The sequence below is a fragment of the Paenibacillus spiritus genome, from assembly GCF_008710135.1.
Classification (GTDB): Bacteria; Bacillota; Bacilli; order Paenibacillales; family Paenibacillaceae; genus Paenibacillus_AQ; species Paenibacillus_AQ glufosinatiresistens.
The window spans coordinates 46,910-62,064 of the sequence record NZ_VYKK01000008.1; the positions used below are offsets into that span (position 1 = coordinate 46,910).

The 15,155-nt window shown below is 57.7% G+C and carries 11 protein-coding genes; 1 reads left to right on the forward strand and 10 read right to left on the reverse strand.

The features are described from left to right. Positions 1-19 precede the first annotated feature (19 nt). From pulA to F4V43_RS07755, 7 genes are all read right to left on the reverse strand, one after another. Positions 20-2,374, reverse strand: a complete 2,355-nt coding sequence (gene pulA, locus F4V43_RS07725) for a type I pullulanase (protein WP_150457666.1) — start codon at positions 2,372-2,374, stop codon at positions 20-22. A 285-nt stretch (positions 2,375-2,659) separates the two neighbouring features. After that, positions 2,660-4,372 carry a phosphoenolpyruvate--protein phosphotransferase gene (ptsP, locus tag F4V43_RS07730; protein WP_150457667.1) on the reverse strand — a complete coding sequence of 571 codons (1,713 nt, stop codon included), beginning with the start codon at positions 4,370-4,372 and terminating at the stop codon, positions 2,660-2,662. Further along, complete coding sequence (locus tag F4V43_RS07735; protein WP_150457668.1) at positions 4,365-4,640, reverse strand: HPr family phosphocarrier protein; 276 nt, start codon at positions 4,638-4,640, stop codon at positions 4,365-4,367. Before F4V43_RS07735 ends, ptsP begins: the two co-directional genes overlap by 8 nt. Positions 4,641-4,673: 33 nt before the next feature. Beyond that, on the reverse strand, positions 4,674-6,737 hold the full coding sequence (gene ptsG, locus F4V43_RS07740) for a glucose-specific PTS transporter subunit IIBC (RefSeq protein ID WP_150457669.1): 2,064 nt from the start codon (positions 6,735-6,737) through the stop codon (positions 4,674-4,676). 235 nt (positions 6,738-6,972) lie between these two features. Next, positions 6,973-7,848, reverse strand: coding sequence for a glucose PTS transporter transcription antiterminator GlcT (gene glcT, locus F4V43_RS07745; protein WP_150457670.1), 876 nt, complete (start codon positions 7,846-7,848; stop codon positions 6,973-6,975). Between the two features lie 233 nt (positions 7,849-8,081). Further along, the gene (locus tag F4V43_RS07750; RefSeq protein ID WP_223879816.1) at positions 8,082-9,614 is read right to left on the reverse strand and encodes a flotillin family protein; all 1,533 of its coding nucleotides are present in this window, start codon (positions 9,612-9,614) and stop codon (positions 8,082-8,084) included. 2 nt (positions 9,615-9,616) lie between these two features. After that, positions 9,617-10,159 (reverse strand): protease, encoded by a 543-nt coding sequence (locus F4V43_RS07755; RefSeq protein ID WP_150457671.1) that lies wholly within the window; start codon positions 10,157-10,159, stop codon positions 9,617-9,619. A 474-nt stretch (positions 10,160-10,633) separates the two neighbouring features. Here F4V43_RS07755 and F4V43_RS07760 point away from each other — a divergent pair, with 474 nt between their 5' ends. Beyond that, the gene (locus F4V43_RS07760) at positions 10,634-11,128 is read left to right on the forward strand and encodes a hypothetical protein (RefSeq protein ID WP_150457672.1); all 495 of its coding nucleotides are present in this window, start codon (positions 10,634-10,636) and stop codon (positions 11,126-11,128) included. A gap of 127 nt (positions 11,129-11,255) precedes the next feature. Here F4V43_RS07760 and F4V43_RS07765 read toward each other — a convergent pair whose 3' ends face one another. From F4V43_RS07765 to galE, 3 genes are all read right to left on the reverse strand, one after another. Then, positions 11,256-12,419 (reverse strand): iron-containing alcohol dehydrogenase, encoded by a 1,164-nt coding sequence (locus F4V43_RS07765; protein WP_150457673.1) that lies wholly within the window; start codon positions 12,417-12,419, stop codon positions 11,256-11,258. Between the two features lie 118 nt (positions 12,420-12,537). Continuing rightward, entirely contained in the window at positions 12,538-14,127 is a 1,590-nt protein-coding gene (locus F4V43_RS07770; protein WP_150457674.1) for a UDP-glucose--hexose-1-phosphate uridylyltransferase, read from the reverse strand. Positions 14,128-14,151: 24 nt separating this feature from the next. Then, entirely contained in the window at positions 14,152-15,141 is a 990-nt protein-coding gene (galE, locus tag F4V43_RS07775; protein WP_150457675.1) for a UDP-glucose 4-epimerase GalE, read from the reverse strand. Between the last annotated feature and the right edge of the window lie 14 nt (positions 15,142-15,155).

The following is a 15,155-nucleotide window of genomic DNA, read 5'->3' on the forward strand; positions in this document are numbered from 1 at the left end:
TATCCCGAAAACTCCGGGTTCAGCTTGTCAGTCCAAGAGAGGAATCTGGCTGCATTCCGCCTGCTCCGCGAATCCGAACACGAATCCAATCTTCTTCGCCCGAGCAGTCGATATAGCAGTCCGCGCTGCCGTCCTTGGCTTCCCAGTCATTGAGCCGCAACAAATATCCGACGGAAGCGGTCTCCGGCTGTACCTCCAGCAGTGCGACCGCGCGCCCGTCCTTGAGGCGGGTGAAGTCGCATTGCCCGTCCTGGATGCCTGTTCCCCATACCCACAAGTTCCAGCCCCGGTAATCGCCGTCTTCCCGCTCGTAATGAATCTCAATCGTTCTGGAACGGGGACGGGGCTCTTCGCAGAGGTCATAGAGAATCATCAGGGACAAGCCTTCAACCGTGATCTCCGGGCCCTCCACCTTGCGAAGAGTCTCCGTGCCGGCGCCGGTATGATCGGCCACCACCTGCCATCCTTCTTCGCTCGGCGGCAACCAGGCCGTCACCGGCCACGGATTGGCATTGAACAGAACGGCGATATTGCGCCATGAGTCGCCTCCCGCGTGATCCTTCAGCAGGTAGGAGACCACCCCTCCGTCACACCGTGTGAAATGAAGCGCGCGCTCCACCTCCTGCCGTCCGCGCAGGCGGAACGCCGGATGCTGCTTGCGAAGGGCAATCAAGCCGCGGTAGTAATCAAATACCTGCCGGAAGCGCGCTTTGTTCCCCCAGCGGATCGCATTGATGGAATCGCTGCTCCGGTAGCTGTTATGGTCTCCGAATTTGCTGCGCAGCAGCTCGTCGCCCGCCTGCAGGAACGGGATGCCCTGCGAAGTCAGCACGAGAGCGCTCGCAAGCAGCGATCTTCGGACCGTCTCATCCTGAAGCAATTCGCCTTCCTCCAGGACGGCGTAGGGATCGGCCTTCGCTATCGCTTCTTCGGCATCGCCGCCGCCCACAAGGCGGCCGTCGGCTAAGTCGGGGAACCGGCAGTGGCCGCGCAGGCCCTGTACGGTCAGGATTTTGTCCCAGAGGTTCAGATTGTCATGGGCCGATACATAGTTGACCGTCTCCCGGGGAGAATCGGCGAAGTCATGGATCGCTCCCTTGATGCCGGCTGCCACCGCGCCTTCCCTTCCCCATTCGCCTGTGGCATAGCCTCTGCCCCATCCGTCGTTGTCGCCCTTGATCGCCGAACGGTAATTATCGTTGAAGACCGCGTATCCTTTGCCTTTCTGCGCTCCTTTGAGCGTCTTGTTCATCAGCGGCGAATCTCCGCCCGTCCACGGCTCGCCGTAGAACAGCAGGTCCGGCCGGAATTCGATCCGCAGCTCCTCCGCAATCTCCCGCATCGTTACGGTATCGATGACGCCCATCAGGTCGAAGCGGAAGCCGTCGATGTGATACTCCGTCAGCCAGTAGCGCAGCGAATCCTTGATGTACTTGCGGACCATCGGCCGCTCGGTCGCCAGTTCGTTGCCCACGCCCGAGCCGTTGGTCAGCCGTCCGGCAGGGTCCCGCCGGTAGAAGTAGCCCGGAGCCAATCCTTCAAAAGGCCCTGTATCCACAGCATACGTATGGTTATAGACCACATCCATCACGACGCCGATTCCCCGGGCATGGAGGGCCTGGACCATCTTCTTGAACTCGCGGATGCGGGCCCTCGGATCAGCAGGGTCTGTGCTGTATGACCCTTCCGGCGCATTGTAGTGCTGGGGATCGTAGCCCCAGTTATAACGAGGTCCGCCTTGGTCCAGTTCATCGACGGTCTGATAATCGAACACCGGCATGAGATGCACATGGGTAATGCCGAGCTCGGCCAGATGATCGACGCCCAGCCGGTTCCCCGCTTCATCGCGAAGCTCTCCTTCGGTGAATGCCAGGTATTGGCCTCTATGCGCCGCCCCCAGACTCTCATGAATGGAGAAGTCCCGGACATGCAGCTCATACAGCACGGCATCTACCGGATGGGCAAGTCGGGGCGATTCATCCGTCTCCCAGCCCTCCGGATCCGTCTCCCGCAGATCCACAATCGCCGACCGAAGACCGTTGGCCGACACAGCGAAGGCATACGGATCCGGGCATTCTTTAACAGTACCGTCTTCATAGACCGCCCGGAACATATAGAAGAGACCGGCCAAATCTCCGGCGACCCGCACTTCCCACAGGCCTGATCCTTGGCGGCTCATCAAGGTCAGCTTCGCATCGCCGGTCTCTTCCGCACTCTCGCCCGGCACACCGCCGGATTCATACAGCACGAGCGATACCGCGGAAGCCGCAGGCGCCCATACTTTGAACAGACTCTCCTCCTTCGTATACGTCAAGCCCAAATCCTTGCCCCTGTACTCCTCTATGACCCACTCCGCATTCACTGCGCTAATCATCTTGTTCATCACCTTCCCGTTACATCCAGATATGTCCGCTTCGGCGGACAGGCATACTCGGCAGCCGAGTCTTTCCTCATAGAATATGTTCCTTCTCCCAAGCAAGACCGGGTCTATGCCGGAGAACGCTTCTATAGTTCTTATATCGGCAGCGCAGGTTATCCCGCTGACGGTTTCGCTGAATTTGTAACATCCGGCCCGCTCTGAAGAACGGGAGACTGCACAAAAAGAGCCGGCCCGAAGGGGCCGGCAAGTGCGGTTGGACAAGCAAAATAAAGTTGTGAATTATTGCGCGGTGCGCTGAACCAGAGCGGCCACTTCTTCGGCCGTACCCATCTGCAGCGCCTTGGCCGCAAGTTCCTTCATCTCGGCAGCGGACAGCTTGGAAATCTGGCTGCGTGCCGGAAGAATCGAAGTGGCGCTCATGCTGAATTCGTCGAGGCCCAGACCGAGCAGCAGCGGAATCGCCGTCGAATCACCGGCCATCTCCCCGCACATTCCTGTCCACTTGCCTTCGGCATGGGCAGCGTCGATGACGTTCTTGATAAGCCGGAGAATCGCCGGATTGTACGGCTGATACAGATAAGACACCCGCTCGTTCATCCGGTCGGCGGCCATTGTATACTGGATCAAGTCGTTGGTTCCGATGCTGAAGAAATCCACTTCCTTCGCAAATTGGTCCGCCAGTACGGCGGTAGAAGGAATCTCGACCATGATGCCAAGCTGAATCTGGTCAGAGACTTCCTGGCCTTCGGCCTTCAGCTTCGCCTTCTCCTCCAGCAGCAGATCGCGAGCGGCCCGGAATTCAGCCAGCGTTGCAATCATCGGGAACATGATCCGCAGATTGCCGTGCACGCTGGCCCGGAGCAGAGCCCGAAGCTGGGTTCGGAAAATGTCCTGGCGGTCCAGGCACAGCCGGATAGCGCGGAAGCCCAGGAACGGGTTCATCTCTTTCGGCAGATCGAGATAAGGAAGCTCCTTGTCCCCCCCGATGTCCAGCGTGCGCACGACCACCGGCTTGCCGTTCATGTTCTCCAGAACCGTCCGGTACGCATTGTACTGGACCTCTTCGGAGGGCAGCTTATCGCGGCCCATATAGAGAAATTCGGTCCGGTACAGGCCGACGCCTTCGCCGCCGTTCTCGATAACGCCGGCAACGTCGTTCGGTGTCCCGATATTCGCGGCCAGCTCCACGTGCTTGCCGTCCGCCGATACCGTCGGCTCGTCCCGCAGCTTGCGCCATTCGGCAATCTGCCGCTGGTAAGCTTCGCGCTTCGCCGTGTACTCGGCAATCTCCGCATCGCTCGGGTTAACCAGCACATCGCCGTTCAATCCGTCGATGATGACGAGATCGCCTGCCTTCACTTCGGACAGCACTGTCTTGGTTCCCACGACTGCCGGAATTTCCAGCGACCGGGCCATGATGGCGGAGTGCGAAGTCCGGCCTCCGATGTTGGTCGTGAAGCCTTTGACATAATTGCGGTTGAGCTGGGCCGTGTCGGAAGGCGTCAGGTCTTCCGCAATGACGATAACCTCTTCGCTGATTTCGGCCGGGCTGATGTACGTAATGCCGAGCAGATGATTCAGCACGCGCTTGGTCACATCGCGCATATCGGAGGCGCGTTCCTGCAGGTACGCGCTCTTCATATTCTCGAACATCGTAACGAACTGGCCGGCAACCTCCTGGAGCGCATAATCCGCATTGACGGACTCTTCGCGGATCTTGTCGGCTACCGGGCTGATCAGCTCCGGATCGTCAAGAATCAGCAAATGCGATTCAAAGATCTCCGCCTTCTTCTCCCCCAGCTCCGCCAGCGTCCGTTCCTTGATCGCCTGAAGCTCCGCCCGGGATTTCTCCAGGGCGGCTTCCAGCTTGGCAACCTCAGCTTCCGGGTCGGCAATCGTCTTCCGGGCAATGCTGTAATCGGGATGTTCCAGAATGAAAGCCCGGGCGATCGCAATCCCGGCCGAAGCCGCGATTCCGGTCAATTTACTCATTTACTTCCCCCAGCCCTTCTTTAACCATCACATCCCGCAGCGCGTTCAGAGCTTCGGCTTCCTCTGCCCCTTCCGTAATGAGGGTCAGCGTATCGCCGGTTTCGAGTCCCAGGGACAGAACGCCCAGAATAGATTTCAGCGTGACTTTCTTCCCTTTGGCTTCCGCAAAGGCTTCCGTGCCCTTGAACTTGGTTGCAGTGTTCACCAGCGCTGTAGCCGGACGTGCATGAATGCCGTCTTCGTCGATAATACGGAATGTTTGTTGCATGTTATCCCACTCGCTTTCTGTTGTAGTTTGAAATTAACGGATCTCGATAATATCCCGGTCGCCGATGCGGACAGCGCCCGGCTTCTTCAGCGTAACGGCCGAACCTTCCGGCAGATTGGAGAAGATGACCGGAGAAATGACGGAAGGCGCATGGGCCCGGACATATTCCAGATCAACTTCCATAATCGGCTGGCCGGCTGCGACCAGATCGCCTTCCTGCACCAGTACGTTGAAGCCCTGGCCTTTCAGCTTGACGGTATTGACGCCGATGTGCACCAGAACTTCCTTGCCTCCGTCGGACATGATTCCGACCGCGTGCTTGCTCGGGAAGACATTGAACACCTTGCCGTAGACCGGCGATGCGATCTTGCCGTCGCTTGAGAGGAAGGCGAAGCCGTCGCCCGTCATTTTCTGGGAGAAGACTTCATCCGGAACCAGCGTAATATCCATCAGCTCGCCGTTGACCGGAGATACGATATCTTCCGGAACGATTGCCTGGCCTTCCTCGCCCGCCTGCTTCTCGGCTTCCGGAGCCGGAGCCACAGGAGCGGCGGCAGGAGTCCGTCCGGCCATGACATCCTGGATCTGCGATTTGATGGTATCCGAACGCGTTCCGAAGATCGCCTGTACGTTATTACCCACTTCCAGCACGCCGGAAGCGCCGAGCTTCTTCAGCCGGTTCTTGTCGACGCCGGCTTTATCCTTAACCTCAACCCGCAGACGCGTGATGCAGGCATCCAGATGGACGATATTCGGCGAACCGCCAAGGGCGGCCAGAATGTTTCGCGGCAGATCGTCGCCCGCCGTCGATACGGCAGCGGCGTCCGCTCCGGCATTGTCCTCATCGGCGTTTTCCTCTTCACGGCCCGGCGTCTTAAGGTTGAACTTGCGGATAACAAAGCGGAAGCCGAAGTAGTAAATCACTGAGAAGACGAGACCGACCGGAATGACGAGCCACCAGTCCGTACGGTTCGGAATAATACCGAACAGCACATAGTCGATGAAGCCGCCTGAGAACGTCATCCCGATTTTGACATCCAAGATGTGCATCGTCATGAAGCTCAGACCGGCAAATACGGCGTGAACGGCGAACAGCAGCGGAGCCACGAACAGGAACGAGAATTCGATTGGCTCTGTAATCCCCGTCAGGAACGAGGTCAGTGCAGCGGATACCATCAGGGAGCCGACTACCTTGCGGTTCTCCGGCTTCGCTTCATGGTAAATGGCCAGGGCGGCTGCCGGCAGACCGAACATCATGAACGGATACTTACCGGTCGTGAACGTACCGGCAGTGAACGGCACGCCGTCGCGCAGCTGTGCCATGAAGATACTCTGGTCGCCGCGGATCAGCTGTCCCGACTTGCTCACATAACTGCCGAACTCATACCAGAACGGCGAGTAGAAGATGTGGTGCAATCCGAACGGAATGAGCGAACGTTCGATGACGCCGAAGATGAAGGCGGCCAGCGTCTTGTTCGTGTCGATCATGTTCTGGGACAGATAATTCAGTCCATGCTGGATCGGCGGCCAGACCAGGCAGAGAATCAAGCCCAGGATCAGCGAGGTTACAGCGGTCATAATCGGAACGAAGCGTTTGCCGGCGAAGAAGCCGAGATACGACGGCAGCTCGATTTTGAAGAACCGCTTGTACATCGCAGACGCCAGAATACCGACGAGAATACCGCCGAATACCCCGGTCTGCAGCGTAGGAATGCCGAGGACGCTGGCGTACGAGAAGTCGCCCCAGGTCAGCACGTAGCTGTTGATCCCCAGCACTGTGCCCATCGTCACGTTCATGACGAGGAAGCCGATAATGGCCGCAAGACCGGCCACACCTTCGCCGCCGGCGAGGCCGATGGCGACCCCGACCGCGAAGAGGAGGGACAGATTGCTGAATACGATCTGGCCGGCGTTCATGAGAACGTTCGCGATCGCTTGAACCGTATCATTCTCAAGAGCCGGTACGTATTGCAGGAAGTCGGGATTGACCAGCATATTGCCGATCCCCAGCAGCAGCCCCGCCGCCGGAAGGATAGCTACCGGCAGCATCAGCGCCTTGCCGACACGCTGCAAGACGCCAAACAGTTTCTTGAACATGTAGAGGTTTCACTCCTTTTTGAAATGGATAGCTAACAGAACACAGCGCAAAAAAGGCATAAGCAATCACAGATGCATGGTCGTCTATCCAACACTAAAGTTAGATTACCCCAAGAGGGAAAAAGACAACCATAAACCTGTAAATCACTCATGCCTGATCGAATCAGTTACACGTTATATTCAGTTAGCCACAACTTGCTGCCAGTATAACACCGTTTGCAACCGGTGGCAATACCTAAACTTCCGGGTCCGCGAGCGGTTCCTCTTCCTCGGCTTTCTTCTGGGCCAGACGTTGGAGATGAACGGTCAGATAGCTCACTTCCGCCGGATATACGGGCAGCTTCAGACGTTTCTCCATCACCTTCGTCAGCTTCCAGGCCAGCATATACATCTCAGGGTATTCGCGCTTCATCAGATTGTCCAGCGATGATGTCTGGCGGACCGTCTCGCCACGGCGCAGCCGCTCCAGCACGAACCGCAGATGGGTGACAAGCCGTGAATAATCGAGGGAATCCCGGGGGACCCGGTACTCCAGTCCGTTCTCCGCCAGCCCCACCAAGTCTCCGATTAACTGGGAATGCTCCTTGACCTCGGAGATATGCCGGTTGCTGATTGCGCTGTAAATATGCAGGGCCACAAACCCGATCTCATCGACAGGAAGCTGGACATTCATCGTCTCGTTGATCCGTCCCACGGCATATTCCGCCAGCGCATATTCCTTCGGATAGATCTCCCGGGTCTCATACAGAAACGGATTGTGCAGAATAATATGCTGCTCCATGCGGCGGATAGCGAAGGCGATATGATCCGTAAGCGCAATATGAATATGCTCGTTGAGCGTTGTTCCCGTCTGCCTCATGATGTGCAGGACAATCTCCTGAATCACTTCGATCAGCTTCTCGTCAACCTGGGGAATCAGCTGCTTGTACTGCTCCTGCTCGGCCTGGCTGCGCAGAATGAACATCTTCTCCACAGCGGACAGGTCAATTCTGTCGCGGCTCTTGCGGTTGAAGCCGATGCCCTTGCCGATGACGACGACTTCGGCATACTGCGGATGGTCGGCGATGATGACATTGTTGTTCAGCACCTTCGCGACGGTTAGGCTGCTCACATCTACACCTCTTTACCTTTCATCAAAAAAAACGATATCGCTCTATTATACGGGGGCGGCCGACCGCCCGCAAGATGACGGGAAGCTCCGGCGGCCTCCTGGAGCCATCCAATATATGAATGTGCCTCATTCGAACTTTCTGCCGATCCCAAAAAAAACCGTCAGGCCCCAATCCCTGACGGTCCTCCTTCCCGTGCGGCTGTCGTCCAGCCGCTTCATGAAGCCGGCTCCGCTTATTGCCTCGCGCTTCCCGGCAGTCCTTCCGGCGCAACCGGCGCCGCAGCAGCCGCGACCGGCGCCTTCGAAGGCACCGATTTGCCGGTAAGGCCCTGGATCAGCGACAGGGCGTCGATGCCGGACACGCTCTTGAGCATTTCGGGTGCGGTCGCCATCAGCTCGGTCACATAGTTGCTGACCCGGGCCGCGCCCTCGCCCTTGCCGGTGTCAACGACCGTCAGCTTGTCGATGGAAGCAATCGGCTGGGCAATCTTGCCCGCCAGTTCAGGCAGCATCTTGACGATAATGTCCAGCACCGCCGCTTCGCCGAACTTCTGGAACGCCTCGGCCAGCTTCTCCTTCGCTTCGGCTTCCGCCAGACCGCGCAGCCGGATGACTTCCGCCTCCGCCGTCCCCTTGGCCCGCTCCGCGTCTGCGATGGCCTGGCCCTCGAGCCGCTTCTGCTCCGCCGTTGCCTTGGCATGGGTCTCGATGCTGTACTGCACGGCATCCGCCTCGCGCATCCGCTTCACGCGGTCAGCTTCCGCCGCCTGTTCCACCGCGTAACGGTCGGCTTCGGCTTTCTTCTTCACTTCCGCGTCGTACTGCTTCTCGCGGACCGCGATCTCCTTCTCCTGCAGGTCGATCTCCCGCTCCTTGCGGACAAGCTCGACCTTCATTTGCTCTTCGACCACGATCTGCTTCGCCCGGGCCTCCTGGATATGATAGGCCTGGTCCGCTTCGGCCTTGGCGGTATCCTGGTCTTTCTTGAACGCCGCTACCTTCAGCTGATTCTCCTTGGACGCTTCCGCGATATTCGTGTCCCGCAGCAGCTCCGCCTTCTGCCCCTGCTCCTCGGCGCTGGCTTTCTGAATCCGGGCGTCCCGCATCGCTTCGGCTTCGGCGATCTCGGCGTCGCGCTTGACGGCCGCAATCCGCGGCTTGCCCAAGGCTTCCAGGTAGCCGTGCTTATCGCGCACATCCTTGATCGTGAACGACACGATCTGCAGGCCCATCTTCTTCAAATCCCGGGCAGCCACGCCCTGCACCTCCTGGGCGAACCGGTCCCGGTTCCGGTACACTTCCTCGACCGTCATCGTTCCGAGAATGGCGCGCAGATGGCCTTCCAGCACTTCCTGCGCTTCCGATTTCAGCGCTTCGATCGGCTTGCCCATGAATTGCTCGGCGGCTGTCGCGACATCTTCGATGGCGCTTCCGACCTTGATGATCGCCACGCCGTCTGCGATAACGGGCACGCCTTGCTCGGTATAGACCTCTGGCGTAGTCACATCCAGCTTATGGGACAGCAGCGACATGAACTCCGCCTTCTGGAACACAGGCAGAATGAAGGCGCCCCCGCCTCTGACAATCTTGATCTTCCGTCCCGATCCGTCGTCGGAAATATGGCTGCTGCCCAGGAAGGACCCGGTAACGATCATCGCCTCATCCGGTCCCACCGTCCGGTAACGCGCCCAGAAGGCGAGCGCCAGCACCAGCAGCACAGCGATCACAACCACGGGAATCAACAGGTAATCCGGTATTCCTGACATGTTCACAAATCCCCTCTCTTCAGCTCTTCCTCATCCAGTCCGGCCGCATAAGCCACGCCTTCCCTGACCTCCACGACTACGACGCGCAGCCCGGCCGGGAGCGGCTTACCGTCAAAGCTTGCCGCGGTATGCAGGCTGTTCGACGCTCCGAATCTCACCATGACTTCGCCGAAGCCGCCTGCCGGGACCGGCACCGTAATTTCGCCGAGCCTTCCCGGCAGCTCGGTCATCGAGAAGCCCGATGATACCTCGCTGCGCTCCATCGGCTTCACCACGCCGAGATACAAGGCGGCGGCCACCGCCAGAGCGGCAAGCAGCGACAGGGCGCCCACCGCTCCCGAGCCCAGCCCGCTGTATCGGCCCAGGAGAATTCCGGCGCCGCCGAACACGGTAACGCCCCCCGCCAGTACGGCCGGACTTAAGAAGTCAACCGACAGAAAGTCCAGTGAGCTGTGCAATACATCTCCGATAATGTCTCCCGCCAGCAGGCTGACGAGAGCGAACAGAACCCCGAGCGTCAGAGCGGCCATATAGAGCGTTTGCATTGCGCTTTCCCTCCGTTGTCATATGTATGCGGCCTCTCTTAATTTAACGTAAATCGTTGCGGATGGTTTCGGATTTCCAGAGAAATTCTCCCAATAAATGGGGTCAAGTTTAGTGCAAGAGCACCAAAAGGGATAGACAACGTCGAAACCAAAGTATTTGGAATGGAGTCTTAACATGGTTTACTCTATCGGAAAACTATACATTCTGTAATCTACCGAAAAATTTTATAGAAAAAAGAATAAAAACAAATTTTATCTATAGATTTCCATTAATGGATGATATAATGATTTTGTAGAAAAATTGATAGCTGATCCCTTTGGCAAGTCGACTGATATAAAAAGGTGCTAATTTAATTTAAACAAGGGCTGTCCTGATAGTAGGACAGCCTTGCTAAATTTACTTGAAAGGATTACGGCATGAAATTAAAAACTTTTTTTATTGTTATATTGTTCATAGTTGGTGTCTCAATTATTATGTTGAGATCCAATCAACAATCTGATGAAGAAAAACTGCAAAAAATAGTAACAAAAAAAAATTATATTGTAAATAAAGTTGAAGCTAATTTAGCTATTCATTTTACTATTAAGCCTGAGTGGATTACCAAAAAATCCAAACGTTTAAACGTCAAGGTTTTTAAAGTAGGGGAATCCGAAATTTTTCTTAGTGACGTTGTCTACCGGGAGAGAGATATTTATTTCAGCTTTCATACATCGTTGAACCTTCAGGAAGAAGGCCGATTTATTTTCCCCGGCGACCTGAAGCAAAATGGTGTTTTTTCGACGCCACAAGAGGAATTTTTGCTTGTCACTTCGGACCACCAACGTCTGATCCCATCACAAATAGGATTGGGTCCCTCAGCAGACTTTTCGTTTGGTATTGATTTATCAGATCAAGGTAAAATCGCAAGAGGATTCAATGTTCAGTATTCCGGCTTCAACCAATTTGCTTATTACAGAAAGCATCCGTAATTTATTTTCTGTCCCGGTGCTTTTAGTTCAGCTGGACAGCGCCATTAGCCGCCCGGAAGCGCCCGGACGGCTAATGCAGAATGACGGTGGCGAGATGCCTTGCCTCCGCAGCTTTTGGCCTGATTTCTTAGAGCGACATCTTGTAAATCTCGATGACATCCTCTCGCTGCAGCTTGCTGAAGTTACCGAAGGGGCCGAATTTGACCGCCTTGTCGGCCATTGCGCCGATCTGGCTGTCGTCGATGTCATAATCGGCCAGCCGCGACGGTGCGCCGATGGACGTCCAGAAGCGGCTCAGCGCCTCGATGCCTTCCAGACCGGCTTCGCGGTCGGTTTTGCCTGCTGCGTCCACGCCGAAGACGTTGACCGCGAGCTGGCGGAATCGGGCCGGATTCACATCCAGATTATGCTTCATCCAGTTCGGGAACAGAATGGCGAGCCCTCCGCCGTGCGGAATATCGTAGACCGCCGATACGGCATGCTCGATATTGTGGGTCGCCCAGTCGCCGGCAAAGCCCATGCTGACCATACCGTTCAGCGCCATCGTGCCGCAGTAGAGAATGGTCTCGCGGAGTTCGTAGTTCTCCAGATCATTCACGAGCTTCGATCCGGCCTCCATCATCGTGCGCAGCAGCGCTTCGCAGAAGCCGTCCTGCACCGGCGTGTTGGCATCCTGATGGAAGTAGTGCTCCAGCACATGCGACATCATATCGACGACGCCGTAAATGGTCTGGTCGCGGGGAACGGAATAGGTGTTCACCGGGTCCAGAATACTGAAGGCCGGGTAGGCGTGCACGCTGCCCCAGCCCATTTTCTCCTGCGTCTTCTCGTTGGTAATCACTGATCCGTTGTTCATTTCCGAGCCGGTCGCCGCCATGGTCAGCACGGTTCCGAGCGGCAGAGCGCCCTGGGGAGCCGCCTTGCGGTCCACGAAATCCCAAATGTCTCCCTCGTATTTCGCGCCGACCGCAACGGCCTTCGCACAGTCCAGAACGCTTCCGCCCCCCACGGCCAGAATCAGCTCGATTCCCTTCTCCCGGCACAGCTCGACGCCCCGGTGTACCGTGGACAGCCGCGGGTTCGGCTCGACGCCGGCGAGTTCGGATACTTCAGCCCCGATCTCCGAGAGCAGCGACAGGGTGCGGTCATACAAGCCGTTGCGCTTGATGCTGCCTCCCCCGTAGACGAGCAGCACCTTCTTGCCGTACTTGGGCACCTCGGTCTTGAGGGCCTCCAGGGTATCCTTGCCGAAGATCAGCTTGGTGGGATTGTAGAATTCAAAGTTGCGCATATGCGTTTTAACCCTCCAGTTCACAAGATAGTTGCGTACAATATAACATTATACCCCTGTAACGGATAAAAAACGAACATCCGGCTCTCTCCTTCTGGAGACAAGCCGGATGTCGGATTTAAATGCGAGAGGCCCCGAAGGCTTCGACGAACCGGGCGAACGCCTTGCGTCCCTCCGGCGTCGTCTTATAGACGCCCGCCTGCTCGAGAATGGCCGTGAACTTGGCGCCGACCTCGGTCCGAATCGCCTGAACCGCGTCATCGCGCTGCATTTCCGTGCCGAAGCGGGCGACGAGTTCCTCCAACCAGGGCCCGTGCTGGGCCAGCGGATGCCCGCCGCCGCGGATCGCCGCGAGCAGGCCGCTGTCGCCGCTCAGGACCCCGGCAATTTCATCGAGCTCGGTCTTCAGGCGGCCCGGCAGAATCGCCAGTCCCATTACTTCAATCAGACCGATGTTCTCCTTCTTGATATGGTGCATCTCCCGGTGCGGATGAAAGATCCCTTCGGGATGCTCTTCGCTCGTCCGGTTGTTGCGCAGCACCAGATCCATCTCATAGCCGCCGTCTTCGCTGCGGCGCACGATCGGTGTAACGGTGTTGTGCGGCTGGCGCTCTCCATCCGTCTCCGTAAAGGCGTGAATCTCCGCCGCCGGATCGCTGTAGCTCTTCCAGGCTTCGTAGACGGCGCTGCCGCATTCCAGCAGCGCTTTCTTGTCCGCGCCGCTCAGGCGCAGGACCGACATCGGCCAGTTGACGATGCTGATCGTCACTCCGGGATACCCGGGATGCGCGAAGCTGCTCTCGCGGGCCGCTTTTTGAATCGGGAAGGTATGGCGTCCGCCCTGGAAATGATCGTGCGTCAGAATCGAACCGCCGACAATCGGCAGATCGGCATTGGAACCGAGGAAGTAGTGCGGGAACTGGCCGACAAAATCCAGCAGCCGCTCCAGCGTCTTCTTCGTCAGCTTCATCGGCACATGATCGTGATGGAATACGATACAGTGTTCGTTGTAATAGACGTAAGGCGAATACTGGAAGAACCAGTCCTCCCCGGCGAGCTTCAGCGGAAGGGTCCGCAGATTCTGGCGCGCAGGGTGGTTGAGGCGCCCGGCATAGCCGACGTTCTCGCGGCACAGCAGACATTTCGGATACACCGGAGGCGGCAGCAGCCGCGCCATGGCGATCTCCTTCGGATTCTTCTCCGGCTTGGAGAGATTGATCGTAATCTCGATATCCCCGTAGGCCGAGCCGTACAGCCAGTACAGATTCTTCGAAATCCGGTCCATGCGGATGTAGTTCGAGTCGATATTGAGCCGGTAAAAGCGGTCGGTCGCCGCCGAAATTCCCTGCTCCCCGGCCAGCTTCCCGAATTCGCCGATAATCTCGGACGGACGGGCCAGCAGCAGCCCCATAATCTTCGCGTCCAAGAGATCCCGGTACGTATCCGTATTCTCCGGAATCAGCCCGATCTCATAGCCGTAGTCAATCAGGGCGTCCAGCATGGACTGCGGGCTGTCAGCCGCCTCTTCCGGCGCCAGTCCGGCGTACGGCTCATCGAAGCGGAACTGCTCCAGCAGCACATTGCGGCTGTAGTCGATGTCCTCCGGCTCGATCAAGCGTTTGGCGGCGGCGAAGAGCAGCAGCTCTTCGATCGCCAGCAGGGCCCGTTCGCCGCCGGCGGGTGCGTGGTGCTCGGTCTCGTTGTTCATAGTCCGTCTCCTTAGCTGATCTGATTACTTGTCGCCGTAGCCTTGCGGATGGCTGGAGTGCCAGCTCCATGCGCTGGCGATGATGCCCTCCAGATCGGCCCGCGAAGGGTTCCAGCCGAGCACGCTGCGCGCTTTGTCCGAGGAAGCGACCAGCACGGCCGGATCGCCGGCGCGGCGTTCCTGGACCGCTACCGGGATGTCGAGGCCGGTCACCTTCTTGGCCGTCTCGATCACCTGCTTCACGGAGAAGCCGAGGCCGTTGCCCAGGTTGAACACATTGCTTCCGCTGCCGCTGCGCAGATAGTTCACCGCCCGCACATGGGCGTCGGCCAGATCGCTGACATGGATATAGTCGCGGATACAGGTTCCGTCTTCTGTCGGATAGTCTTCGCCGAAGATGGCGATATGTTCGCGCTGCTTCAGCGCCGCTTGCAGAACGAGCGGAATCAGATGGCTCTCGGGACGGTGGTCCTCGCCGATCTTGCCGCTGGCATGCGCGCCCGCCGCGTTGAAGTAGCGGAGCGCTACATAACGGATGCCGAGCACTTTATCGAACCAGGACATCATCCGTTCCATCGTCAGCTTGGTTTCGCCGTAGACGTTGGCCGGCTCGGTGCGGTCGCTCTCCTCGATCGGCACCTTCTCGGGCTCGCCATAGGTGGCGGCGGTGGAGGAGAAGACGATTTTATCGACGCCCGCCTCCTGCATCGCCTGCAGCAGACAGAGCGTTCCATAGACATTGTTGTCGTAATATTTCGCCGGGTCTTTCATACTCTCCCCGACCAGGGAGCTGGCCGCAAAGTGGATGACGGCGTCAATCTCATTCTCGGCGAACAGCTTCTTCAGCAGCTCCTTGTCCCGGAGGTCTCCCTCGTACAGCTTGCCGCCCAACAGCGCTTCCCGGTGCCCGGTCAGCAGACTGTCGATTACAACCACCTCTTCTCCCCGATCCAAAAGCTCCGCTACCGTGTGGGAGCCGATATACCCCGCTCCGCCCGTTACAAGAATTGCCATTGTCTCTCCACTCC